The sequence below is a fragment of the Spirosoma sp. genome (assembly GCF_026391055.1).
Taxonomy (GTDB): Bacteria; Bacteroidota; Bacteroidia; order Cytophagales; family Spirosomataceae; genus Spirosoma.
Map to the genome: position 1 here is coordinate 295,502 of NZ_JAPLET010000031.1, position 24,079 is coordinate 319,580.

The window sequence follows — 24,079 nt, forward strand, 5'->3', positions numbered from 1 at the left end:
AAAGCACCTAAATGAACAAATACCTGCTATTTACGCTCCTGATAAGCGTATTTCTGAGTTCGAAAGGTTGTCGACGTCAGCGTATGTCGCGCAATACAGGCCCGACGCCGGTTTCATCCGCTTCCAACCCTGCCGATTCTACTCTTGCTGCTAATCCGGTGCCAAATCTCCCTGCCGACTCTGCACAGATAACACCCGGGTTATCAAAACCGGACCTCTCAAAGCCAGACCCATCCAGGCCAGGCATCGAAGAGGCCCGCGCCAATGTTGCGGAAATCGACTTCCGGTATTTGACTGCCAAATCCAAAATCTCGTTTAAAGGACAACAGCAGGATATTGATAACGCCAATGTAAGTATCCGGGTCCGGAAAGACAGCCTGATTTGGGTGTCGGTGTCCAAGCTCGGGATCGAAGCCGTTCGGGGCATGATCACCCGTGACTCGATCCTGATTGTCGATAAAATACACCGTGAATACTCTGTGTATGACTTCCCGACACTGAGCAAACAGTTCCATTTTAACCTGAGCTTCGATCTGCTTCAGGCGTTGATTGTGGGTAATCTTCCTTTACCCAAACGACCAGCACAAAAAATAAAGAACGAGCGGGATTACCTGTTGCTACGGCAAAGTGAAGGCAAAGTACTGGTTGAAAACTACATTGGCGAGGAAGACCGAAAGTTAAAGAAACTAATGGTAACCGAGCAGCCAACAAAAAATACGCTTCGGCTGGACTACGAAGATTTTACCTCACTCAATAACTTTCTCTTTCCCTATACCAGCCTGGTTACCGTCGATTACAAGTCGAAGTCTGACGGACAGTTTTACCAGACATTGCTGCGTATCAAGCATAACAAAGTTGAACTGATCGATAAGACGCCGGGATTCCCCTTTACCATTCCAGCTAATTATACCCGTCGACCTTAAGATTATTAGTCGATTAAAGTACTTATGCAGTTAAAAATTCCCCACGCTCCTCATGTTGTTCGCTGGTCGGTAATCGGACTAGTCGTCTTTGGCTGGGTGTGGTCAATGCCAGCGGCACAGGCGCAGCAGACAATGCGTGACCGACAGGTATTGGAAAAAGAGAAAAAGCAGAATCTGGAAAAAATGAACCAGATTCGAACTATCCTGAAACAGACAGCTTCTGAAAAACAGGCCGGACTAGGCCAGTTAAAGGCTCTGGACCAGCAAATTCATACACAGTCACAGCAGATTGGACTGCTCAATAAAGACCTTCAGCTAACCGAATCGGAAATCGCCGAACTCCGACGAGCCAGCACGACCCTTTCTAAAGACCTTGATAAACTAAGGGACGAATACGGCTCCATGATTTACGCAGCCGATAAACGGCGCCAACAGGTAAATCCCTTAGGTTTTTTGTTTGCCGCCGATAACTTCAATCAGTTGGTTGCCCGTTATCGCTACTTACGGCAGTACTCCGATGCTCGCCAGAGTCAGGTACGACAGATGTCGAACGTTAGGACGATGCTGGACGGCAAACAGCGGGCCACTCAGCGAAAACGCCAGGAGCAAAAGAATACGATTGGGGCCAAAGTGCAGGAAACCAAAAGCCTCGAAACCCTCAAGGTGGTTAAAAACCAGGTTGTCAAAGAACTGGGTCAAAAGGAGGCTGAACTGAGAACCGAACTGGCCGAAAGCCGCCGGGCTGTTGGACAACTTGAAGCGTTGATCAAACGACTGATTGTCCGGGAAGCCCGCGAACGGGCCGAACGCGAAGCCCGTGAACGCGCCGAGCGTGACCGCATTGCCCGGCTCGAAGCCGCTCGTAAAGCGGCTGAGCGCAAACGGGCCGAAGACGCCATTGCCGCTGCGGAGAAGGCCGGAGAAAAACCGGCCCCGGCCGATGTAGCCAGAGTAGAGCGCCCGGCAGAACCGGAACCAGCGCCGAAAAAACCGGACGAACGCCGGAACAACAACCTCAATGACGAAGAAACAGCACTGGCTTCGTCCTTTACATCATCGCGGGCACACCTGCCCTGGCCCGTAACCAAAGGGTTTATCTCTGACCGTTTTGGCCGAAAACCACACCCGGTCCTAAAAGGGATTTATGTGGAGAATCAGGGGGTTGATATTCAGACAAACGCAGGCGAAGGCGTCCGGTCGGTATACGATGGAATTGTACAGGACGTAACCAGTATGCCGGGGATGAACAACGTAGTAGCCATTCAGCACGGCGATTACTTCACGGTTTACGCCAAACTGCGCAGCGTATCGGTTCGGGTTGGGCAACGGGTAAAAGCCCGTGAATCCATTGGTACCGTGGCAACCGATAAAAACGGGGTATCTGAAATCCAGTTTCAAATCTGGAAGGAGTTTACCAAACTCAACCCCGAGTCGTGGCTTACTCCCCGCTAAAGCAGCCGCTTCGGTTTGAGACGATAAGTTACTGATGAAAAGACCATCGGTAAAAAACCGTACTTTTATAGCCTTTTACCAAAATCCGTAAACAGCAAACCGACACTATGTCTGTTCATAATCCCGATATCAAACGCGTTACGACGCATACAATTCAGGAACTGAAGAATAAAGGCGAAAAAATATCGGCATTAACCGCCTATGATTACTCCATGGCTAAGGCGGTCGATGCCGCCGGAGTGGAGCTGATATTAGTGGGCGACTCGGCCTCCAATGTTATGGCTGGCCACGAAACAACGTTGCCCATTACCCTCGACCAGATGATCTATCACGCCTGTTCAGTAGTGCGAGGGGTTAAACGGGCGCTGGTGGTGGTCGATCTTCCCTTTGGTTCTTACCAGGGTAACTCAACGGAAGCCCTGCGGTCGGCCATTCGGATCATGAAAGAATCGGGTGCCCATGCCGTAAAAATGGAAGGCGGATTGGAAATCAAAGAATCTATTGTCCGGATTTTAAGCGCGGGCGTACCCGTTATGGGGCATCTGGGTCTGACGCCCCAGTCCATTTATAAGTTTGGCACCTACGCCGTTCGCGCCAAAGAAGAAGCCGAAGCCCAGAAGCTGATCGACGATGCACACATGCTTGAAGACATTGGCTGTTTCGGGCTGGTACTCGAAAAAATTCCGGCAGCGCTCACCAAAACGGTTTCGGAAAGCCTGACTATCCCAACGATTGGTATTGGTGCCGGCCCGGACGCCGATGGGCAGATTCTTGTTGTTCATGACCTGCTGGGCATCACCAATGAATTCAAACCCCGGTTTTTGCGCCGGTACGCTGATCTGCATAAAATCATGACCGAGGCCATCGCTCATTACGTAGACGATGTGAAAACCAACGACTTCCCGAACGAGAAAGAAGCGTATTGAGTTAGAAGTTAAATGAATATGCTACAATGCCTAATGAATAATAGGCTTCCATTTCTCATTGTACAGTATTCATTACACAGTATACATTATGAAAAAGAAACCATTTCAGGTGGTTTATGAAGACAATCACCTGCTTATCGTTAATAAGGACCCCGGTATTCTGGTACAGGGCGACCGCACGGGCGATATTACACTGCTAGACGTACTTAAGGACTATATAAAAGAAAAGTACAACAAACCCGGTGAAGTCTTCTTGGGCCTCGTTCACCGGCTCGACCGCCCCGTAAGCGGCCTTGTTGTCTTTGCGCGGACGTCGAAAGCGCTGGAACGCATGAACGAGATATTCCGGAAACGTCAGGTACAAAAGACGTACTGGGCTGTAGTCCGGCGAAAACCACCCAAAGATTCGGATAAGCTGGTTAACTGGCTTATCAAAGATGAACAGAAAAACCAGGTAACGGTCTATGATTACGAAGTACCCAAGTCGCAGAAAGCCGAACTTTCGTACCGGGTGCTTGGCAAAATCAACGAACATTACCTGCTTGAAGTAAATCCCATAACGGGTCGTCCCCACCAGATTCGCTCACAGCTGGCACATATGGGTTGTCCGATTCGGGGCGATATTAAATATGGATACGACCGGGCTGTTCCGGACAAGAAAATCTATTTACACGCCCGTCGGCTGTATTTCATTCACCCGATCAAGCAAGCCGGGGCTGAAGATCGACCTATTATTTGCAAAGCAGGTTTACCGAATGACCCGTTCTGGGAAGAGTTTCTCGAACTGGACACCGAGATATACAATGACAAGAATCTGGATATCACCTTCGAGTAACACCAGTTAATAATTCTGTATATAAAAAATGCTCCATCTTCCCGGAAAAGAAGATGGAGCATTTTTTATATACAGAATTAACGTACTATCGCTGTTCAGTCAAAGTCGGGGCATTGGGCTCGGTAGGGGCTACATCCAGCACAATCTGCTCCATCACTCGTTCAACCATCTGAACAATCCCCCGAAGAGCTCCGAAGACTATGCATAGGGGCAGAATGATTGGCAAGAAGAAGATCCACTGGAAAGCCATGTGCAAACGAAAATTCCTCATCGGCTTAAAAATTATTTTTAAAGTTAAGTTTACGGTTTTGAAAGAATGACAACTAATCTTCTTTAGCTGAAGTAACACTTTCTATCGATATTCAAAATTAACCTTGTCTTTGTACAATAACAAGAGCTAGAATAAAAAGTTTACTGTTAATGTACATCAATTTAGTACAAACAAATTAATTAATTGTCACCACCATTACCTACCTTCATCTTTAACAATTACCGTGCCAGAAATTCAATTAAAGAAGCCGAATCAATATTTTCCTCAAAAAACTTCAGTGTAACAGTGTAGTAAGACTACAATTAATGCTACTATCGCCGTCTAATTAATATAAAAATAGTCATTTGAGCCCATAAAAAAGGTTGAGGGACGAGAAAATGCCTGGATGAACCACAGGCGCTTTCTCGTCCCTCAACCTTTTTCTGTTTTTATTTTAATGTGGCTACTGCATCTTTAATACGCTGTACGGCTTCGACGAGTGATTCGTCGGACGCGGCCGTTGAGATACGTAGACAATCAGGAGCACCAAAGCCCGAGCCGGCAACAGTTGCCACATGCGCTGTAGTCAGTAACCAGCCAGCAAAATCATCCGAGTTTTGAATCGTTGTCGTTCCATCCGACTTGCCATAGTAATAGCTGATATCAGGGAAGGCATAAAAAGCCCCTTCCGGTACATTTGTCCGGAAATGAGGCACCTCTTTCAGCAAACCTACGACCAGATCACGACGACGGTGGTAAGCCTGGGCCATTTCCATAGAAGGTTCTTTTGGGCCATTCAAGGCGGCTACCGTAGCCTTCTGAGCAATGGAGTTGGTTCCGGACGTTACCTGACCCTGTAATTTTTCAACCCCATCGGCAATCCACTTGGCGGCACCAATGTACCCGATCCGCCAGCCCGTCATGGCATAGCCTTTAGCCACGCCATTCACCGTGATCACCCGTTCGGCAATTTCAGGAATCGATCCGATGCTGAAGTGACCTTCGGGAGTAAAGTTGATGTATTCGTAAATTTCATCGGCCAGCACATGCACATTCTCGTGGCGGGCTACTACATCGGCAATGGCGCGGAGTTCGGCCTCTGAATAGATCGAACCTGTTGGGTTGTTCGGCGATGCGTACATCACAATCTTGGTCCGGTCGGTAATGGCGGCCTCAAACTGCTCGGGCGTTACTTTGAAATTATTTTCAAAGCTACCATCCACCACAACAGCTTTACCTTCGGCCAGTTTCACCATTTCGGAGTAACTAACCCAATAGGGCGAGAAAATAATCACTTCGTCGCCCGGATTCACCAGTACCTGAATAACGTTTGCCAGCGAGTGCTTGGCACCAGTCGACACGACGATATTTTCGGGTTTCCAGTCAATATTATTGTCGCGCTTGAATTTATCGGCAATCGCTTTGCGAAGGTCAGGATAACCGGCAACGGGCGAATAGCCGTGGAAACCATCGTCAATGGCTTTCTTGGCCGCTTCGCAGATGTGTGCAGGTGTTTTAAAATCCGGCTCCCCAACGCTCAGGCTAATTACTTTATGGCCCTGAGCGGCCAATTCACGGGCTTTTTTGGTCATCGCCAGCGTGGACGACTCCTCCAGCGCGTTGATGCGGTCGGCTAACAAACTCACGGTGTCAAGCGTGGCAGACATAATCAGTGATGTTTTTGAGAAAATGATAACAAACTGACCGCAAAGGTAGTGGGTTTTCAGCGGAGGGGCGCGGTTTTTGTCAAATTAAAAATGGTTGTGTCATGGAGAAGGCACGGAGATGCACGGAGCCTATTTTTCTTCTCCTCGAATCTCTTTTTGCTCTTCGTAGCTCTGTGTAATAACTCAATACACGAGCATCACTTCCCCTTCGTCTTCACAATCAGCCAGTAACTCAAGGGTCGTTTTCTGCAGAATAGGATGCACAAAATCCGGGGCTATTTCAGCCAGTGGCACGAGCGTAAAGCGTCGCTGGTGGAGAAGCGGATGCGGAATCGTTAAGGCGTCTGTACGCAGCATGAGTTGATCGTAAAACAGTATATCAATGTCAATGACGCGGGCACCCCACTTTTCCAGCCTCACCCGACCGAGTTCCTGCTCAATACCCTGCGTCTGGATAAGCACTTCTTCAGGCAGAAAAGTAGTCTCAACTGCCAGCACCTGGTTCACATAAGCTGGTTGGTCGGTAACGCCCCAGGGTGCCGTTTCGTAGAAAGACGACCCATGAAGGACCGGTCCGACACGTTCTGAAATCAGGTCAACGGCTCGATTAAGCGTCTGAACACGGTTACCGAGGTTGGCGCCTAGAAGAATATATATCATGCTGTAGGATATATGATATATCATATATGAAGTCTTGACTTGACTAACAGCCAGGCATATTTGTCAGAGCCTACATGCCTTATTACACTTCATATATCATACATAATACCTATTTAATAATCCTTAATCGGCTTGATATCGTAATAAGCCTTTATCTCCTCCTCACTGGGTGTTTTGGCGGGGCGAACCAGCCGGAAACCCACAAACGAGGCCGAAGTCAGCCACCAGTCCGATTTGGGGCTTTGGGGGTCAAGTACTTTCCAGGCCGGGGCCGAGGGCGTCCGGGCAGCAGACCGAAGTACGGTCGCAGCATCGTCCCAGGAGCCGCCCCGCACGGAATTGGGGTAAAGCGTTGTGGTTGGCGCAAAGGGCTCTTTTACTTTGCCACTGGCTACCTGCTTATAATAGTCGGCGATATACTGATCCTTTGTCCACTCCATCACGTTGCCGTGCATGTCGTACAAGCCAAATGGATTCGGCTTTTTGGTACCTACTTTTTTATATGCCCCGTCGCTGTTGCCCGTAAACACGGCGTATTCGCCAAGTTTCTTCACATCAGCACCAAATGAGTAGGGCGTTGTGGTATTGGCCCGGCAAGCATACTCCCACTCGGCTTCGGTTGGTAACCGAAAAAACACGCCTGTTTTGGCATAAAGCCAGGCGCAGAACTTAATAGCTGCATACTGGGTCATGTTGATGGCCGGATAGCCCGCACGTCCCATTCCGAAGGACATATCGACGTAAGGCGGACTAGGACGTGTGGTAGCATCTGTCCTCGTCAGGTTCGCATCCGATTCGGTATACTTGGCGGCCATTTCTTTCTCCATGTTGGTAAAGGCAAACAAGTCGTACAGGTCCCAGGTCACTTCGTATTTGCCCATGTAGAAAGGCTCAATCTGCACTTTGTGCTGCGGGCCTTCATCGGCACTACGGCCTTTTTCGGTAGCCGGGCTTCCCATCATGTACGTACCGCCCGGAATAGCCACCAGCGCATACGTCTGGTTACTCCCCGGAACGGTTTGTGTGTACGATTTAAATTCTGTTGTGGTTTGGGCACTTGTACGAACCAGAACACCTGATAAAAAGGCGATGGCCAGTAAGCGATATTTTAGGCGCATTGTTGGTTATATAGGAAAAGGAATCTGTATTGATTGACAGGTAAAAGTACGAACGATTTCCTTTGTTGTACCTTTGTATAAATAAATGAAAACGCGGCCGGACGGATGCGCAAGCTTAGCCGATTGAATCGGCAGAAAGACTACGGTCTTTTCTCCTCTGTTCGCTATAAGATTAACGAATGAACTATCTCTCAGCCGAAAATTTATCTAAAACCTACGGCGACCGTACTCTGTTTAAAAACCTCACATTTGGTATCAACCGGGGGGATAAAGTAGCTATCGTTGGGGCCAATGGCTCCGGCAAAACAACGTTGTTGTCTATACTGGCCGGGGCAATGCCGCCCGATGCCGGGATTGTGAGCCACCGTAAAGACATCAGCATCGGCTACCTAGACCAGCAACCCGACTTCAATGATGCCCTAACCGTGATGGAAGTTGTGCTGGCGGGTGAAAGTGCTCAGCTCGATGCTGTGCGGGCTTATGAGCATGCGCTGGCTCACGAAGACAACAAAGGTCTCGAACAAGCCATGGCCGACATGGAGAAGCTCGAAGCCTGGGATTACGAAGCGCAGATCCGGCAAATCCTGGGTGAATTAGGAATCCAGGATTTCGAGCAAATTGTGGGCTCGTTATCCGGCGGACAGCGCAAGCGCGTTGCGCTGGCACGGGTACTCATTCAAAATCCCGATCTGATCATTCTGGATGAGCCCACCAACCACCTCGATCTGGAAGCCATCGAATACCTCGAAAATTATCTGAATACCAACAATGGTACACTGCTGATGGTCTCGCACGACCGGTATTTTCTGGACCGGGTCTGCAACCAGATTGCTGAGATGGACAACGGGCAATTGTACACCTACAAAGGTAACTACGCGTATTTTCTGGAGAAAAAAGATGAGCGGGAGGCAGCCGCAGCCTCCGAACTGACAAAAGACCGTAACACCTTCCGGCGGGAACTGGAATGGATGCGTCGGCAACCCAAAGCGCGCGGTACCAAAGCGCAGTACCGGATTGATGCCTTTGAAGACCTCAAAGAAAAGACCAGCGGCAAGAAGAACGACGGCGATCTGGACCTGAATCTGCGCATGGCCCGGCTGGGCAGCAAAATTCTGGAGGTTGAGAACCTGAGCAAACGCTTTGGCGAGAAAGTACTACTCGACCATTTTACGTACACCTTCAAACGACCCGACCGGGTAGGGCTGATCGGTAAAAACGGCATGGGTAAAACCACGCTGATGAACATGCTGACGGGGCAACTTCGGCCCGACTCCGGCAAAATCAGCACGGGGGGCACGGTTAAGTTTGGTTATTACACCCAAACCGAACTGGACTTACCCGAAAACCAGCGTGTTATTGACGTGGTACAGGATGTGGCCGAAGTAATGAAGCTGGCTAACGGCGATACCATCACGGCAACGCAACTCCTGAGCCGGTTTCTGTTCGACCGATCCAAGCAGTATGATTTTGTTGCCAAACTGAGCGGAGGAGAAAAACGGCGTCTGCAACTTCTATTGGTGCTGGTTCAAAACCCGAACTTCCTGATTCTTGACGAGCCGACCAACGACCTCGATATTACCACGCTAAACGTGCTGGAAGACTTTTTGCTCAACTTCCCCGGCTGTGTGCTCATTGTTACACACGACCGGTATTTCATGGATCGGCTGGTTGAACACGTTTTTGTGATGGAGGGTGAAGGCAAGGTGCGGGATTTTCCGGGCAACTACACCGATTACCGGGAGTGGCGGGATTCGCAGCCTAAAGCCAATGCACGGCCGAATAAACCAGCACCGGCCGACGTTAAGAGCCAGGCAACGGCTCCTGTAGTCCCATTGGCACCAGCTAATCAGAACGGAGCAAAACGCAAGCTCTCCTTCAAGGAAATTCGAGAGTACGAAGCACTTGAAAAAGAAATTGAGTCGCTGGAGCAACGTAAAGATGAAGTAGTGAATCTTCTCAACACAGGTGGTCACCACGAACAGTTGATAGCATGGTCGAGGGAAATTGAACAGATTGACCAAACCATTGCCCAGAAATCAGATCGCTGGCTGGAGCTGGCGGAGTTTATTTAATTCTGAATGAGTGAATGATAGAATGAATAAATAGTTCACAGGTTACTATTCTATCATTCACTCATTCAGAATTCTATTATTGTATATGGATCAGATCATAGCTTTTTTCCAGACACTGCTCAACTCCGAAGACATTATCCGAACGGGCGGTCTTGTCTTGATTACACTGATTGTCTTCGTTGAAAATGGCATATTTTTCGGCTTCTTCCTGCCGGGCGACTACCTGTTGTTTCTGTCGGGTGTGTTTGCGGGAATAAAGTTGTTAAATGTTCCTTTGTGGCTGTTGCTGACCTGCGTTTTCGCAGCAGCAGTTTTGGGTTCGCTTACTGGCTATCTGACCGGCTATTATTTTGGTGGGCGAATCAAAAACCGGCCTGATTCGCTGTTTTTCAAGCAGAAGTACATCGAAAACACACGGGAGGCTTTTATTAAATATGGCAACAGTGCCCTGATAATCTCCCGGTTTCTGCCCATTGTCCGGACGTTTGCCCCGCTGCTGGCTGGCCTTATTCACATGCCGCCCCGCTTTTTTATGCTCTACAACGTTATTGGGGGTGCTATCTGGGTAATTTCGCTGGTGGGGGGTGGCTTCTTCTTCGGTGAGCGATTCCCGGGAATTGTGGACTATGTTCAGTACATCATTTTCTTCTTCCTAGCCATAACCACATTCACGGTCGTAAAAGGCTATCTAAACGCCCGCAAAGAAAAGAAAGCCGAAGTAAACACCGACTAGGACTAGCCTCAGGTCTTTTCAACCCAAACGGTTTTCATATTCACAAACTCTTTGATACCCGCTTCCGATAATTCGCGGCCGAAGCCCGATGTTTTGATACCGCCAAAAGGCACGCGGGCATCGGAGCGCATCAGCCCATTAATAAAAACAGACCCGGCCTGAATCTGACGGGCCAGTTGCTCGGCCCTATCCAGATCCTTGGTCCAGAGGGCGGAGCCAAGGCCAAAATCCGAGTGGTTTGCCAATCGGATAGCGTCTATTTCGTCTTTGGCGTCGATCAGTACAGCCAGCGGCCCGAAGGTTTCCTCGTCGAAAGCCGCCATGCCGGGTTTCACGTTGTCCAGGAGCATTGGCTGAACATTACAGCCTTCACGCTCACCACCCGATAGTCGTTTAGCTCCTTTAGCGAGTGTTTGCCGGTATTGGCGCTCAATGGAATCGGCCAGATCGAGCCGCGCCATTGGTCCCATAGTGGTCGCTTCATCGGTAGGGTCGCCCTGCCGGATTTGGCTGATCTGATGCAGCACCCGTTCGGTGAAGGCTTTTTTTACGGATTTTTCGACAATGAATCGCTTGGCGGCTATACAACTTTGCCCGGCGTTCTGCATGCGCGACTTCACGGCTGTTTCCGCAGCTTTATCAAGGTCAGCGTCGGCCAGGACGATCAGTGCATCGGAGCCTCCCAGTTCCAGTACAGATTTCTTGATTTCCCGTCCGGCAATGCTGGCCACCGATGAACCGGCTCGTCCGCTACCCGTAAGCGTTACAGCTTTGACTCGTTTGTCTTTCAGCAGGTTTTCGACAACGGGCACATCGACCAGCAGCGACTGGAAAACACCAGTCGGCAATCCACACTCCCGAAAAGCTTCCTCAATGGCCATTGAACAGCCAAGTACATTAGGCGCGTGTTTAAGCAACCCGACATTGCCCGCAATCAGGCCCGGAATGGCAAAGCGCATGACTTGCCAGAACGGGAAATTCCAGGGCATAATGGCCAACACAGCCCCGAGTGGCTGGTAGGTCACAAAGCTCTTCCCGGCATCTGATTGGATGGATTGATCGGCGAGGAAAGCCTCGGCATGATCGGCGTAAAAAACGCAGGTGGCGGCACATTTCTCTACTTCGCCCACGGCTTCTTTAAGCGTCTTTCCCATTTCGGCCGTTATCAACTCGCCGTATCGCTGCTTGTTGGCGGTTAGGTACTGACCAACTTTGCGTAAATAATCCGTACGCTCCGGAAGCGACAAAGCCGACCACTCGGCAAAGGCCCGGTCGGCTTGTTTCAGTTTACGCTCAATGACGCCTACGCTATCGGCCCGATAGGTTTTAATGCGTTTTTGCGTGTATGGATTTATGGATGTAAACATAGCGGGATGTATGAGGTAGGGTATATGATGTATGGCTGAGGGTACTTAGTTGACATAATCACGTTGCTCCCTATACATATATCCTATATTATACACCATACATCTCCCTACTGTTCGTCGTTTTCTAATTTATTCACTAACTCGGCCATGATTTCAATAACCTGCTCCATTCGGTCGTGACCAACGATACCGTCGAATTTGTCACGCGCTTCCTGCATGCAGTCTTTAAGCGAAACGAACAGCTCTTTGCCCCGCTCGTTGAGAAAGATGATGCTGGAACGGGAATCGCTGGGATTTTTCTGCGTATAGATATAACCTTCTACTTCGAGCAGTCCAACGATCTTACTCATCATCTGTTTTGTTACACAGGCCCGTTTGGCTAATTCATTGTTGGTCGTTCCACCCTCCTCAATATTAGAGAGGAACATCAGGTAACTCATTTTGAAATCGACAAATCCCTTTGCGTGCAGACGTGGCTCGATAAAGTCACTCGTAAATCGTTTGAGCCGCCAGAATAAGCGACCGATCGACCGATCTCGAATCGCCTGATATTGGGTGAAATCAAAGGAATTTTTATCTGTTTCCGCGAACATGCTGGCAAAATAAAAAATACTGAAACAATTCTTTTCAAAAGATTGTACAAATATAGTCAACCTACTTGACTTCATAGTCAACCTGGTTTACTTTTGTTGCTTACTAGTCAAACACGTTGACTATATACTAAGTTCTTCTCACGACATCGGCCTATGTCTAAACACTACTCAAACTATGGCAACCATAACTGAACCAATGGCAACCACAGACGAAAAAAGCGGAATTAAAGCGTATTTACCCCGTATCATTATAGCCCTCGTTTTACTCGTTGGTGGTTATTTTGGCTACAAGGCTTACGTACACAGCCAGCAATACGAAACTACTGACAACGCACAGATCGAAGGCAATTCAGCGCCCGTACTCGCTCGGGTAGCCGGTTATGTTACCGCCGTGAATGTAGACGATTACGCCAATGTGAAACGCGGTCAGCCGCTGGTTACTATCGACCCGCAGGAATACGACGTAGCGCTGGCCCAGGCCGAAGCCGATTATCAGCAGTCACTGGCCGATCTCGAAAACGCCCGTGCTGATTTGCAAAATGCTCAGGCTAACGCCCGCAACGTGGCTCAGAATGCCCGAGTTGCGGCATCGAACGCGCAGGTGCAGGCCGCCCGGCGGGACAAATCACGTCAGGATTTGCAGCGCGACCAGAACCTTTACAAAGAGCAATCCCTGACGCGGAAGCAGTTGGAAGATTCGCAGAACAATGCCGAAGTGCAGGGACGCCAGTACGACGCCAATGTTGAGCAGATCAACCTGGCCAAAACGTCGCAGGGTGTAGCGCAGGCAGGTATTGCAAAAGCGCAAGCCAACATCCAGAAAATTCAGGCCGTACTGAAGGTAAAACAGGCTGCCATCGACAATGCTAAACTGCGCGTAGGCTATGCCCGTCTGGCCGCTCCGATTGCCGGTAAAATTGGCCGTAAAAACGTAGTGGTTGGTCAGTATGTACAGCCTGGTCAGAATCTGTTCACCATCGTTGCCGATTCTACATTCTGGGTTGTTGCCAACTTCAAGGAAACGCAGCTGGAGAAAATGCAGCTTGGGCAGGCCGTCGACATCAAGCTCGACGCGTATCCTGACCTCGACATTAAGGGCCGCATATCCTCTTTATCGGATGCTACCGGAGCGCGGTTTGCGCTGCTCCCGGCGGATAATGCCTCAGGCAACTTCGTCAAAATCACGCAGCGGGTGCCGGTAAAGATCGAGATTTTGAATCCGGAGAAATACAAAAATCAACTGCGGGCGGGCCTGAGCGTCGATGCTGAGGTACGAGTCGTTAATTAATACGTATGGCAACTCAACCACTGGCTCTCCCGACGCAGGCGGCAATGCCCACTGGATTTAAAAAGTGGATTATTGTCGTGACCGCTATTTCGGCCGCCATTATTGAATTAATTGATACCTCCATCGTAAACGTCGGCCTGACCGACATTGCGGGGAACCTGGGCGTTACGGTCGAAGATGTATCGTGGGTAGTAACAGCCTACGCTATTGCCAACGTCATTGTTATTCCGATGACGGGCTTTTTGCAACGGTATTTCGGTCGAAAGAATTATTACATCGGGTCCATTATTCTCTTTACCATAGCCTCTTACGGCTGTGGCTTTGCAGATAGTTTATGGACGCTGGTTGCCTTCCGCTTTTTACAGGGTATTGGGGGTGGCGCGTTGCTGTCTACTTCGCAAGGGTTGATGTTCGATGCATTTCCGCCGTCACAACGTCCGCTGGCTTCGGCGCTGTTTGGGATGGGCATTGTACTCGGCCCAACCCTCGGCCCCACGCTGGGCGGTTTCATCATCGACAATTACCATTGGAGCTGGATGTTTTACATCAACGTGCCCATTGGTATCGCAGCGGTTATGCTGAGTCTTGCATTTATCGACAAGAAAGCAGATGAACTGAATATTGACCGAAAATCCATCCACATCGACCAGATGGGCATTCTTCTGCTGGCCGTTGGTATTGGGAGTCTGCAATACGTCCTGGAACGGGGTGAAGCCGACGACTGGTTCGACAGCAACGTGATCCTGTGGCTGGCGGTGGCGGCTGCGGTAGCGATTCCGGCCTTTATTTTGTGGGAACTCAAGGGCACGAAAGAGCCGGTAGTGGACCTCCGAACGTTCAAGAATCGAAACCTGGCCATTGGCTCCATTCTGATGGTGGTAATTGGCTACGGTCTCTTTACGTCGGTGCTGCTCTACCCGCTTTTTGCCCAGCGTATTGTTGGGTTAACGGCCACCCAGACGGGTAAGCTCCTCATTCCGGGCGGCATCGTCACCTTACCTATGTTTGCCATTGTTGGACGGTTGCTGGCGAAAGGAGCGTCGCCCAGAACACTTGTCGCGGTGGGGTACGTTGCCTTTGCATCGTTCTGTTTCATGATGGCAACCTACAACATGGATGCTTCGAACGGCGACTTTATTACGGCACTTATCATTCGGGGGATTGGGCTAGCCTTTGTGAACGTGCCGCTCATCAACCAGTCGGTAGCAACGCTGGAACCGCGACAGTTACCAACCGGCATTGCCATTGTGAACATGATGCGTCAGGTGGGGGGCGCCTTCGGGGTCGCCATTACCAACACCTACGTTACCCAGCGCACAGCCGTACACCGGGGCGATCTGGTATCGAACCTGCAACCGGGCGAAATGCTCACAATGGAACGGCTTAATGCTATTACGCAGGGGTTGATCGCCAAAGGTGTCAACTCCTTCGATGCAGTGACGAACGCTTACAAAACGATGGATTTAATCATATCCCGACAAGCCCTGATGATCTCGTACCTGGATACATTCAGGCTGGCGGGCCTGTTCTTCGTCATTTCGTTCCCGCTGCTGTTTCTCCTCAAAAGTAAAAAAATGGACGCGGCTGCTGCCAAAGCAGTTGCCGATGCCGCCCACTGATTCTGGCTTCCGCTGTCGGGTTATCAACAACCCGACAGCGGAAAACTTAACTATCGCCAACCATGACTTACAGACTTTACATAGTAGCGACTATATTACTCACCGCCGGGGCCGGTAAGGCGCAAACCCAGCCAATGCAGCTACCCGACGACCTCCGGGCGCTGGTTCAGCAGGCAAATACAAACTACCCCAGCCTGAAGCAACAACAGCAGCTTATCCAAGCGGGTGATCTGCGGGCAGATATCGCCCGGACGGCCCTTCGGCCCAACGTAAACGGTACAGCATCTTACCAGTACCTTACGCCGGTTGCGAAAGCTACGCTGCCGGTAGACGGTGTGAACCGAACCATACAGTTTCAGCCAAACCACAACGTAAATGCCTCCGTTGGCGTTGGGCAAACCATTTACGACTGGGGCCGCACGAATGCATCGGTCCAGCAAGCGGCCGATAACGTACAGGTACTACGCCGGGGTTTGGAAATTACGCAGCAAACACTGGCTTACCAAGTCGCTGCAGCTTACTATGGCGTCGGGTTTTTACAGCGTAGTCTGTCCGTGCAGGATTCAGTTATTCAGACCGCCGGTGCCAACGTACGGCTTCTCACAACACGGCTACAAAACGGCGATGCGCTGGAATATGATGTGCTGACCCAGCAGGTGCGGGTGAAAACGGCGCAAAACCGGAAAATCGAAATCCAGAATCAGCTGGAGCGTCAGCTGGCTTTTCTTACCTATCTGACCGGCAATCCAAATCCGGATGTAAGCCGGGCGATGAGCCAGTTCAATCTGGAAGCGTCGGGTGGTCGTGTAACAACGCAGCCGTTCCTGATTGCCGATGGGCAGAACCCGCTGGCTAGCAATAAAGACGTGCAACTGGCGCAGGATCGGGTTCGGCAGGCCGAAACGGACATTCTGGTATCGGACTTATCCGGGCGTCCGAACCTGAGTTTTTCGGGTTCGGCGGGCTATCGCAATGGATATCTGCCGGAAATTAATACCCCTCGCTTCAACATAGCTGCGGGTGTGTCGCTTACCGTTCCCATTTATGCCGGCAAGCGGTATCAACTGCAAAACCAAGCCGCTCAGCTCAACCTGAATGCCAGTCGCTACGCCGTTGAAAATGCCAGTGCACAGGTGAAACAAAGCATTGCCCAACTTAACGCCGACATTCGCAGCAACCAGTCACGCCTTACTAACCTCGAAACACAGGTGTTGCAGGCACAAAAAGCACTTCAGATTGCCAACGCCCGGCTACGAAATGGGGTCATTACCAATGTCGAGTTACAAAGTGCCGAGACGGGTGTGGAAGAAGCCGAACTAGGACGATTAAATTTTCAATACCAGCTAATGCTCAATCAGCTTGAATTAAAACGATTGCTGGGTGAACCGTTGCTATAGGGTTAAAATTTGTTAATACGCGCTTTCTGCACATACTAAATCGGGTTAAAAAGACTTGTATAAAGAAATAGATAGGTTGGCAATGTAAATAAGCGAGTTATGAAAAAGCGAGTAATTGACATTCTGAAGGAATTTGGCGTACCCGAATCATCAATCACAGACCAAACCCATTTCGCACGCGATTTAGGAATGGATAGTCTCGACAGCGTTGACTTGATCATGCAGTTGGAGCGGGAGTTTGGCATTCGCATTCCGGATGAAGATCATTACAAGCTAACCACTATGCAAGATGTATTAACGTACCTCGAAGCCGAACAGGCTGCAACAGCCTGATACAGCCAATTTTCCAGTTAAACCGACATATCCACCGGCAAAAATGACTGGACGGTCATTTTTGCCGGTGTTTTTTTTATCAGCAAAACACAATGGGAAGATGATGAGTTGTAGTGGCTACATCGGGAAAAGTACATCTTGAACCAAACCAGCTACAGCTATGCCACGAGGAGATAAGTCAGCTTATACCGATAAGCAGAAACGACAGGCTGAACATATTGAGGAGAGTTACGAACAGCGGGGAGTACCCGAAGAAGAAGCCGAAAGCCGTGCCTGGGCAACGGTAAACAAAGTATCGGGCGGGGGTAAAAAGAGCGGTTCCGGGCGCGGACATGCCGAAAATAAAGAACCCGAAAAGAAAGGCGGTAAAAAAGGGGGTGCCGCATCGGCATCGCGTACGCCGGAGGAGCGGTCGGCATCCGCAAAAAAAGCAGCCGCCACCCGGAAGAGGAACGCGGCCGCTGATTGATAGTGATCGATTAGTGGTTAATGGTTATTAGCTATTGATGACCATTAACCACCAACCATTAACTAATCAAACCTGCATGCTCACCAGCGCGTTGCCCCGTAATACGGGTACGACATCGTACAGATCGTGCTGCAGGCAGTAGGTAATATCTTTCTGGATACCCAGCCGCTGCAACCGACGGATGTGTGATGAGTTGGCCAGGTAGCTTGGCAAATTATCTTTCCCCTGGCAATAGAGCCGCCACGACATCATGGCGCTATCTTCGGCCATTGTATAACTGTCTTTCAGCCGATCCACCAAAGCCCCGGCAAAGAGCGTATCTTCCATGTTGACACGGCCTTTCCAACCGGCACAAAGTACCATTACATCGTAGCGTTCGCTTTGTAAAAAGCGGGCAATAGCGTCCAGATTCAAAAATGACCCTACGAGCACCTTTACCGCCGACCGCGATTTAGTGATGGCCAGGGTTCCGTTGGTAGTGGTCATGGCGACATTGGCCCCCCGAATCTGTTCGTCCATGTACGTGAAGGGCGAATTATCCAATTCGAACCCATCTACACGTTGGGCATTTCGTTCGGCAGCGGCCAAATACCCCCGCTCCTGCCAGCTTCGGCATTCCTCTATGGTAGCCACTGGAATGATACTGTTTACGCCATAAGCGAAGGCCGTTACCATGCACGATGTAGCCCGAAAAACATCCGCCACCACAACAATTGTGTTTTCAACGGTGTGGAGGTGTAACAATTCCGGGGTTAAGCAAACGTCAATTTGTTTCATTTTGGTTAAATGTGGTGTCGGTTTCTCAAAGCCGACACTTGTGTATAAACTAGTGTCGGTTTCTTAAAACCGACACTAGTTTATACCTGTTATTGTTTCACGAAAGGAGGTTTAACAACCTGGGCTTTCAACAGCCGGTCGCGCACTTTGACGAAAATTTCCGTTCCCGGTTTGCTGAACGCCGTCTGGATATAGCCCAGACCAACCCCTTTGCCAAGCGTGGGCGACTGCGTGCCGGAAGTTACTTCGCCAATTTTATTGCTGTCGGCATCAGTGAGTTCGTAATGGCCGCGGGGAACGCCCCGGTCGAGGAGTTCAAAGCCAACCAGTTTACGGGGTACACCTTGTTGCTTCTGCGCTTTTAGCACATCGGCATCGATGAAATCATGGGTAAATTTGGTCACCCATCCCAGGCCCGCTTCAATGGGTGAGGTCTCGTCGGTGATGTCGTTACCGTATAAATTGTAGCCCATTTCAAGGCGGAGCGTATCGCGGGCGCCCAGACCGATGGGTTTAATGCCAAAAGGACCGGCGGCCTCCATGATGGCATTCCAGACACCCTCAGCCTGGTGGTTCGACACGTAAATCTCGAAACCACCCGCCCCGGTATAGCCCGTTGCCGAAACAATAACGTTGGCATACCCGGCAAAATCGGTTTTCTCGAATGTATAATAATCCATCGACTCCAGATCAGCCGGGGTCAGGGATTGTAAGGCTTTGGCAGCCAGCGGCCCCTGAACAGCGAAAAGACACATATCGTCAGACACATTCACCATCGTGAGGGCGTACTCGGATGCATACTGGCTAATCCAGTTCCAGTCTTTTTCGATGTTCGATGCGTTTACGACAAGCATGTACTCGGTCTGGCTAATTCGATACACCAGCAAATCATCGACAATACCACCGCGCCCGTTGGGCAGGTAGCTGTACTGCACTTTACCGTCGAACAGAATACTGGCGTCATTGGCCGACACTCGCTGAATGAGGTCGAGCGCACCCTCGCCTTTGAGGATGAATTCGCCCATGTGCGAGACATCGAACATACCAACGGCGTTCCGCACGGTATTGTGTTCATCGAGATCGGAGGAGTAGCGAACGGGCATCTCGAAACCCGCAAACGGTACGATCTTCGCACCTAACTGCTGATGGATATGATGAAGGGGAACTTGCTTAAGCGACATTTGCGCGGGGGTTATCCCGCAAATTTACAAATGTATCCACGGCTTTCAACCTGTATCCCTGATGGAAGCCCTACTGAAGCGTAAAATTAATGGGCAGATTGTACTTTACCCGAATGGGCTTCCCCCGCAATAGACCGGGGTTCCACCGTCCAACCATGGCTTTTACAACCCGCAATGCTTCTTCATCTGCACCGTACCCTACTCCCTTCAAAACCTTGGCGTCGGCAATAGAGCCATCCGTATTGATCACAAAGGTGATAAATACTTTACCCTGCGCTCTGGCTCGCTGGGCGTCGGCGGGATAACGCAGATTCGAGGCCAGAAACTGTCCCAGCGCAGGCATCCCCCCCTTGAATTCTGCCTGCTTCTCCACCTCCGTATAGCGCAATTCAGTGCCATCTGCCTGTCGGGCTTTACCCATCTGGCAGACCCCTTTATCATACTGCTCTTCATATGAATAGGAACCATCAGCATAGCGGCCTTTCCAGATACCCTCCTTAAATCCATTCTCATACATGCCTTCTTCAACAAAAGCGATGTACTTCGTGGTGTCGGTAGGCAAGGGCACCTGACTTTGGTAAACGGCTCGGCCAGCGCCGTCTCTGACCATCTGCCGGCCGGTGTCCTGCCAGTAAGCCAGCACATGATCGGGCGGGGTAGGTACGTTGGGCTTTTGTTTGGCACTGGATTGAATTTGCCGGATCTGCCCGTTTGGGTACCAGGAAGTAGTTACGTATTTGTCATCAAACTCCTCGGTCTTTTCGGACACCGAGCCATTCGGGTGATAGACCAGCTCAGTACCCGACCGTTTTCCATCCTGAAAATAGGTCTGTCGAAGAATGGCTCCTTTATCATCGACACGAACCAGCAGGCCATTCCATTGAATGATCCCATCCTGGTAGCCAATCAGGTATTCTGTTTTACCCGACGGCCCACGAGCGCTACTCTCTTTGCGGATCAGGGGCATACGGGTTTCCTCTTTCCAGACTTTACCCTTTGTTTTATACACAATAATATCTCCGCTGGGTATACCTAACGAATCGACCGGCACAAGTTGCTTGTATTGTGCCTTACTGCTATCGGCAATGAGTTTGTCATCCTTGTCGAAGTAGCTCACACGAGCGCCGTTTTCATATAAAAAAGGTGGGCTAGGCTTAAACGTGACCGGAATATTGACGTACTGCCGAATGGGCTTTCCGTCTTTGTAGCCCGGTTTCCAGGCCTTGAAGAGGGAGAAAATCCGCACGGCTTCCCGGTCGCAGTCGGGTCTGAATTTATTGACAACTTTTACGTCGGTGATGCGCCCATCGGGTTCAACGATGCCCATCACAACAACACGCCCACCAACGCCCTGGGCTTCTGCAGCGATTGGCTTGCGGAGGTTTGCCTGAAGAAATGTGGTGACATATGGCATACCGCCACGGGGTTCGGCGGCACTATCAGCTTCAAACGCTTGATAAACGGTTGTTTGAGCGAAAGCAGATAAAGCACAAAGAAGGAAGAGAATTGTGGTGCAGAACTTCATAACGGAACGAGTAAATGAATCGTCCGTAATATATTAAAAAGGAGTTAAGCTCCCAAAAGCGAAAATGCAATTACAAATCCAGCCGCCGAATCGACAGCCGCTCTACGCCTGCCGCAACTAAGTCTTCCAGTTGAAACTCCATTGCTCCATCGGCCACAATCTTGACACCTACTAATTTGGGGACGAGTTGACGGAACCGCAAAGCCGACTCGTGGTGGTAAGAAACCCCGTTCTCACCGGCCGTAAAGCCCGTAGTATTTTTAATAAAATCAGCCCCGGCATCGGCAGAGAGCTTAATCATTTTCTGCAGTTGCTCATCATCGAGCAGCGACGATTCCAGAATAACCGTTATGTACTTTTCCTGAGCATGAACCATTGCCACCAGTTTGGCAAGTTCGATTTTCAACCAGACAGACGTTGGTGAAAACAGAGCCGATGTGTTCAAGACAACTTCTACTTCGGTGGCACCATCGCGCAGGGCCCACTCTGTTTCGGTTTGTTTGGCCTCGGTACGCTGGTAACCGAATGGAAACCCAACTACGGTCGACAGCATGGCCGGGTGTGTATCGCCCATTTCCCGCCGAAACTTCTTTACCCAGAAGGGAGCCACAGTCAGACCAGCCATGCCTAACTGGACAACTTCATCAAGGGCATCGTATTGCTCGTTGATGGTTACGTCTGGATGCAGCAGCGTCCGCTCTATGTAGGGAAAGAGATGGTTCATAGATATAATGAGTAAATGAGGGAGTGATAGAATGAGTGAATAGCTGACGCAAGCCTATATTCACTCATTCTATCACTCCCTCATTTACTCATTGCAAGTTAGGAGTTCAGATATTTCAACTTCACAACCTCTTTTGGGTCAAGGAAGCGCCATTTGCCACGGGGCAGTTCTTTCTTGGTCAAACCAGCGTAGGTTGTGCGGTCGAGTTTTGTTACTTCGTACCCGAAGCTTTCAAAAATACGGCGCACAATGCGGTTACGTCCCGAGTGAATTTCGATACCGACCACATAGGCATCCGGCGTAACAATACTGATCGCGTCGGGTTTGATTGGGCCATCTTCCAATTCGATGCCCTTTTTGATGGCTTCGAAATGTTCATCGGTGATGGGTTTGTCCAGCTCAACCTGGTAGATTTTACGAATGTTGTTCGATGGGTGCGTCAGTTTATCGGCCAGTTCGCCATCGTTGGTAATCAACAGCAACCCGGTGGTGTTCCGGTCCAGGCGTCCTACCGGATACATCCGGAATTTGCCAGCATCGGCTACCAGTTCCATCACCGTTTTCCGCTCTTCCGGATCTTCAGTTGTGGTAATATAATCTTTAGGCTTGTTGAGCAGCACATAGACGAACCGTTCGGGGTTCAGGACTTTGGTACCGTATTTGACGGTATCCCCCTCCTTTACCTTGTAGCCCATTTCGGTCACAACTTTGCCATTTACAGAAATATCGCCGTGGGCAATAAGTTCGTCGGCCTCCCGACGCGAACAAACACCCGAGTTAGCAATGAATCGATTTAAACGGGTCGTTCCGTCATTGGCGGGCGTACGTTTGCCTTTTTCCAAATCGCTATCCTGGCTACCACGCCGATCATCTGGACGGCTTCGTTTGGCAAATTGGTTTGCCCGTACCTGCTCCAGCTTGTAATCCGGTGCTTTGGTAAAATTTCCTGTGCGCCGATCTCCAGACTCTTTACGTTGACGGCCAGTGAAACCAGACTCTTCGTCACGGTTACCGCGACGGTCTTCACCACGACGGTCTTCACCGCCAAAATTATTGCGTTCGTCGGCCTCGCGGCTAAAACCACCTACTCGTTTGAACGCGGGCTTTTCGGGGCGAGCAAATCCACCTGTACTTTTACGCTCCCGAGGGAAACGCGCCGGTCCGTCATTTTTCGACTCACGGTTCGTATCACGCGATGCATCCGTGCGGCTAAAGCGTGAGCGTTCCGGATCCCGATTAAACGAAGGACGGTCGTCACGTCTTGGTCGGTCGTTGTCCGAACGATCATTGCTACGGCTTCTATCGCTGGAGAATCTTGGAGAATCGGCATCCCGACGGGGTCGCTCCGGTCGGTCGTCCCGATTAGGGCGTGATGCAGAATCAGGACGGGGACCGGCTCCAGCGGGCCGGTATGTGCGATCATCGCGGTTAAAACGAGGCCGGTCGCCATCGGCAGGGCGGTTGAACTTTGGGCGATCACCCCGGTCATTATCCCGGCTAAAGCGCGGACGTTCCGAATCCCGACTGGATGAAGAACGGTCATTATCCCGGTTGAAGGAAGGGCGGTCGTTTGAATTGCGGTCAAAACGGGGTTTGCCTTGATCGCTGTTACGGTCATTGGTACGTGGTCCGTCATTACGTGGTCCGTCATTACGGAAAGGGCGGCCCGTATCGCGGGAGTTACCTCCTCTTTGTCCGTCGTTACGCGGTCCGTCGTTACGGTCATCGCGGTTGAAACGGGGCCGGTCGCCGTCGGCAGGCCGGTTAAATTTTGGCTGGTCATTCCGGTCGCTATCCCGGCTAAAACGGGGGCGATCTGAATCCCGGTTAGGTCGTGACGAGTTTGTGCCACTGTTGCGGACGTCATCCCGACGGCCGAAGGAACGACCGCTCTGCCGGTTCGAATCACCATCACGGCCTGGGCCGGTGTTTCGGTCGTTCTGTTCTGAATCTTGACTCATGGAAAAATACAGTAAATCAGCTGTTTTTATAATTAATCTGGCTGATAATCAGCATACCTGTTCTAATAAAATACAAAATGGGGTACAAAGTTAGGGCTTTTCAGGATAACCTGATTATATCCCTTTTGTTGCAACGCTTTTTATCCCAAAAACAATCCGCAGAACTGATTTCACGTTAGTCAATACCGAGCTACCGGTACCGTTGCTGA

At 50.3% G+C, this 24,079-nt stretch carries 22 protein-coding genes; 11 read left to right on the forward strand and 11 right to left on the reverse strand.

Annotated elements, in window-relative coordinates:
- Positions 1 to 11 precede the first annotated feature (11 nt).
- The 4 genes from NT073_RS33010 to NT073_RS33025 all read left to right on the forward strand — a co-directional run bounded on the left by NT073_RS33010 (position 12) and on the right by NT073_RS33025 (position 4,136).
- Complete coding sequence (locus tag NT073_RS33010) at positions 12 to 923, forward strand: DUF4292 domain-containing protein (RefSeq protein WP_297382582.1); 912 nt, start codon at positions 12 to 14, stop codon at positions 921 to 923.
- Positions 924 to 947: 24 nt separating this feature from the next.
- Entirely contained in the window at positions 948 to 2,375 is a 1,428-nt protein-coding gene (locus tag NT073_RS33015; RefSeq protein WP_297382584.1) for a peptidoglycan DD-metalloendopeptidase family protein, read from the forward strand.
- Between the two features lie 107 nt (positions 2,376 to 2,482).
- Positions 2,483 to 3,301, forward strand: a complete 819-nt coding sequence (panB, locus tag NT073_RS33020) for a 3-methyl-2-oxobutanoate hydroxymethyltransferase (RefSeq protein WP_012928885.1) — start codon at positions 2,483 to 2,485, stop codon at positions 3,299 to 3,301.
- 88 nt (positions 3,302 to 3,389) lie between these two features.
- A complete protein-coding gene (locus NT073_RS33025; protein ID WP_297382586.1) occupies positions 3,390 to 4,136 on the forward strand; it encodes an RNA pseudouridine synthase in 747 nt (248 codons plus the stop codon).
- A gap of 85 nt (positions 4,137 to 4,221) precedes the next feature.
- On the opposite strand, the gene NT073_RS33030 is transcribed toward NT073_RS33025, so the two are convergent.
- The 4 genes from NT073_RS33030 to NT073_RS33045 all read right to left on the reverse strand — a co-directional run bounded on the left by NT073_RS33030 (position 4,222) and on the right by NT073_RS33045 (position 7,831).
- Complete coding sequence (locus NT073_RS33030) at positions 4,222 to 4,407, reverse strand: hypothetical protein (protein ID WP_297382588.1); 186 nt, start codon at positions 4,405 to 4,407, stop codon at positions 4,222 to 4,224.
- A gap of 428 nt (positions 4,408 to 4,835) precedes the next feature.
- On the reverse strand, positions 4,836 to 6,053 hold the full coding sequence (locus NT073_RS33035; protein ID WP_297382589.1) for a pyridoxal phosphate-dependent aminotransferase: 1,218 nt from the start codon (positions 6,051 to 6,053) through the stop codon (positions 4,836 to 4,838).
- A 183-nt stretch (positions 6,054 to 6,236) separates the two neighbouring features.
- Entirely contained in the window at positions 6,237 to 6,713 is a 477-nt protein-coding gene (gene folK / locus NT073_RS33040) for a 2-amino-4-hydroxy-6-hydroxymethyldihydropteridine diphosphokinase (protein ID WP_297382590.1), read from the reverse strand.
- A 113-nt stretch (positions 6,714 to 6,826) separates the two neighbouring features.
- Complete coding sequence (locus NT073_RS33045) at positions 6,827 to 7,831, reverse strand: formylglycine-generating enzyme family protein (RefSeq protein ID WP_297382592.1); 1,005 nt, start codon at positions 7,829 to 7,831, stop codon at positions 6,827 to 6,829.
- Between the two features lie 179 nt (positions 7,832 to 8,010).
- Between NT073_RS33045 and NT073_RS33050 the strand changes: the two genes are divergently transcribed.
- Both NT073_RS33050 and NT073_RS33055 read left to right on the forward strand, forming a co-directional pair.
- Positions 8,011 to 9,903: an ABC-F family ATP-binding cassette domain-containing protein gene (locus NT073_RS33050; RefSeq protein WP_297382594.1), complete on the forward strand. Its 1,893-nt coding sequence runs from the start codon at positions 8,011 to 8,013 to the stop codon at positions 9,901 to 9,903.
- A gap of 85 nt (positions 9,904 to 9,988) precedes the next feature.
- The gene (locus tag NT073_RS33055; protein WP_297382596.1) at positions 9,989 to 10,636 is read left to right on the forward strand and encodes a VTT domain-containing protein; all 648 of its coding nucleotides are present in this window, start codon (positions 9,989 to 9,991) and stop codon (positions 10,634 to 10,636) included.
- 8 nt (positions 10,637 to 10,644) lie between these two features.
- On the opposite strand, the gene NT073_RS33060 is transcribed toward NT073_RS33055, so the two are convergent.
- The gene (locus NT073_RS33060) at positions 10,645 to 12,003 is read right to left on the reverse strand and encodes an NAD-dependent succinate-semialdehyde dehydrogenase (RefSeq protein WP_297382597.1); all 1,359 of its coding nucleotides are present in this window, start codon (positions 12,001 to 12,003) and stop codon (positions 10,645 to 10,647) included.
- Positions 12,004 to 12,110: 107 nt separating this feature from the next.
- Positions 12,111 to 12,596, reverse strand: a complete 486-nt coding sequence (locus NT073_RS33065) for a MarR family winged helix-turn-helix transcriptional regulator (protein WP_297382599.1) — start codon at positions 12,594 to 12,596, stop codon at positions 12,111 to 12,113.
- Positions 12,597 to 12,771: 175 nt separating this feature from the next.
- On the opposite strand from NT073_RS33065, the gene NT073_RS33070 reads away from it, so the two are divergent.
- The 5 genes from NT073_RS33070 (at position 12,772) to NT073_RS33090 (ending at position 17,702) form a co-directional block, all read left to right on the forward strand.
- Complete coding sequence (locus tag NT073_RS33070) at positions 12,772 to 13,884, forward strand: HlyD family secretion protein (RefSeq protein ID WP_297382601.1); 1,113 nt, start codon at positions 12,772 to 12,774, stop codon at positions 13,882 to 13,884.
- A 5-nt stretch (positions 13,885 to 13,889) separates the two neighbouring features.
- On the forward strand, positions 13,890 to 15,503 hold the full coding sequence (locus NT073_RS33075; protein ID WP_297382603.1) for a DHA2 family efflux MFS transporter permease subunit: 1,614 nt from the start codon (positions 13,890 to 13,892) through the stop codon (positions 15,501 to 15,503).
- A gap of 62 nt (positions 15,504 to 15,565) precedes the next feature.
- Positions 15,566 to 16,900, forward strand: coding sequence for a TolC family protein (locus tag NT073_RS33080; RefSeq protein ID WP_297382605.1), 1,335 nt, complete (start codon positions 15,566 to 15,568; stop codon positions 16,898 to 16,900).
- 99 nt (positions 16,901 to 16,999) lie between these two features.
- Complete coding sequence (locus tag NT073_RS33085) at positions 17,000 to 17,233, forward strand: acyl carrier protein (protein ID WP_297382606.1); 234 nt, start codon at positions 17,000 to 17,002, stop codon at positions 17,231 to 17,233.
- A 160-nt stretch (positions 17,234 to 17,393) separates the two neighbouring features.
- On the forward strand, positions 17,394 to 17,702 hold the full coding sequence (locus NT073_RS33090) for a plasmid stabilization protein (RefSeq protein ID WP_297382607.1): 309 nt from the start codon (positions 17,394 to 17,396) through the stop codon (positions 17,700 to 17,702).
- Positions 17,703 to 17,768: 66 nt separating this feature from the next.
- Here the strand turns inward: NT073_RS33090 and NT073_RS33095 are convergent, their stop codons facing one another.
- The 5 genes from NT073_RS33095 to NT073_RS33115 all read right to left on the reverse strand — a co-directional run bounded on the left by NT073_RS33095 (position 17,769) and on the right by NT073_RS33115 (position 23,870).
- Positions 17,769 to 18,479, reverse strand: a complete 711-nt coding sequence (locus NT073_RS33095) for a 2-phosphosulfolactate phosphatase (RefSeq protein ID WP_297382609.1) — start codon at positions 18,477 to 18,479, stop codon at positions 17,769 to 17,771.
- An 89-nt stretch (positions 18,480 to 18,568) separates the two neighbouring features.
- Positions 18,569 to 19,660 carry a glycine cleavage system aminomethyltransferase GcvT gene (gcvT, locus tag NT073_RS33100; protein ID WP_297382610.1) on the reverse strand — a complete coding sequence of 364 codons (1,092 nt, stop codon included), beginning with the start codon at positions 19,658 to 19,660 and terminating at the stop codon, positions 18,569 to 18,571.
- 70 nt (positions 19,661 to 19,730) lie between these two features.
- On the reverse strand, positions 19,731 to 21,185 hold the full coding sequence (locus tag NT073_RS33105) for a TonB family protein (RefSeq protein WP_297382611.1): 1,455 nt from the start codon (positions 21,183 to 21,185) through the stop codon (positions 19,731 to 19,733).
- 70 nt (positions 21,186 to 21,255) lie between these two features.
- The gene (locus tag NT073_RS33110) at positions 21,256 to 21,909 is read right to left on the reverse strand and encodes a deoxyribose-phosphate aldolase (protein WP_297382612.1); all 654 of its coding nucleotides are present in this window, start codon (positions 21,907 to 21,909) and stop codon (positions 21,256 to 21,258) included.
- 98 nt (positions 21,910 to 22,007) lie between these two features.
- Complete coding sequence (locus NT073_RS33115; protein ID WP_297382614.1) at positions 22,008 to 23,870, reverse strand: pseudouridine synthase; 1,863 nt, start codon at positions 23,868 to 23,870, stop codon at positions 22,008 to 22,010.
- Between the last annotated feature and the right edge of the window lie 209 nt (positions 23,871 to 24,079).

Coding starts and splice junctions, on each gene's coding strand:
- NT073_RS33010 (WP_297382582.1), top strand. CDS start 12: ATGAACAAATACCTGCTATTTACGCTCCTGATAAGCGTATTTCTGAGT.
- NT073_RS33015 (WP_297382584.1), top strand. CDS start 948: ATGCAGTTAAAAATTCCCCACGCTCCTCATGTTGTTCGCTGGTCGGTA.
- panB (WP_012928885.1), top strand. CDS start 2,483: ATGTCTGTTCATAATCCCGATATCAAACGCGTTACGACGCATACAATT.
- NT073_RS33025 (WP_297382586.1), top strand. CDS start 3,390: ATGAAAAAGAAACCATTTCAGGTGGTTTATGAAGACAATCACCTGCTT.
- NT073_RS33030 (WP_297382588.1), bottom strand. CDS start 4,407: ATGAGGAATTTTCGTTTGCACATGGCTTTCCAGTGGATCTTCTTCTTG.
- NT073_RS33035 (WP_297382589.1), bottom strand. CDS start 6,053: ATGTCTGCCACGCTTGACACCGTGAGTTTGTTAGCCGACCGCATCAAC.
- folK (WP_297382590.1), bottom strand. CDS start 6,713: ATGATATATATTCTTCTAGGCGCCAACCTCGGTAACCGTGTTCAGACG.
- NT073_RS33045 (WP_297382592.1), bottom strand. CDS start 7,831: ATGCGCCTAAAATATCGCTTACTGGCCATCGCCTTTTTATCAGGTGTT.
- NT073_RS33050 (WP_297382594.1), top strand. CDS start 8,011: ATGAACTATCTCTCAGCCGAAAATTTATCTAAAACCTACGGCGACCGT.
- NT073_RS33055 (WP_297382596.1), top strand. CDS start 9,989: ATGGATCAGATCATAGCTTTTTTCCAGACACTGCTCAACTCCGAAGAC.
- NT073_RS33060 (WP_297382597.1), bottom strand. CDS start 12,003: ATGTTTACATCCATAAATCCATACACGCAAAAACGCATTAAAACCTAT.
- NT073_RS33065 (WP_297382599.1), bottom strand. CDS start 12,596: ATGTTCGCGGAAACAGATAAAAATTCCTTTGATTTCACCCAATATCAG.
- NT073_RS33070 (WP_297382601.1), top strand. CDS start 12,772: ATGGCAACCATAACTGAACCAATGGCAACCACAGACGAAAAAAGCGGA.
- NT073_RS33075 (WP_297382603.1), top strand. CDS start 13,890: ATGGCAACTCAACCACTGGCTCTCCCGACGCAGGCGGCAATGCCCACT.
- NT073_RS33080 (WP_297382605.1), top strand. CDS start 15,566: ATGACTTACAGACTTTACATAGTAGCGACTATATTACTCACCGCCGGG.
- NT073_RS33085 (WP_297382606.1), top strand. CDS start 17,000: ATGAAAAAGCGAGTAATTGACATTCTGAAGGAATTTGGCGTACCCGAA.
- NT073_RS33090 (WP_297382607.1), top strand. CDS start 17,394: ATGCCACGAGGAGATAAGTCAGCTTATACCGATAAGCAGAAACGACAG.
- NT073_RS33095 (WP_297382609.1), bottom strand. CDS start 18,479: ATGAAACAAATTGACGTTTGCTTAACCCCGGAATTGTTACACCTCCAC.
- gcvT (WP_297382610.1), bottom strand. CDS start 19,660: ATGTCGCTTAAGCAAGTTCCCCTTCATCATATCCATCAGCAGTTAGGT.
- NT073_RS33105 (WP_297382611.1), bottom strand. CDS start 21,185: ATGAAGTTCTGCACCACAATTCTCTTCCTTCTTTGTGCTTTATCTGCT.
- NT073_RS33110 (WP_297382612.1), bottom strand. CDS start 21,909: ATGAACCATCTCTTTCCCTACATAGAGCGGACGCTGCTGCATCCAGAC.
- NT073_RS33115 (WP_297382614.1), bottom strand. CDS start 23,870: ATGAGTCAAGATTCAGAACAGAACGACCGAAACACCGGCCCAGGCCGT.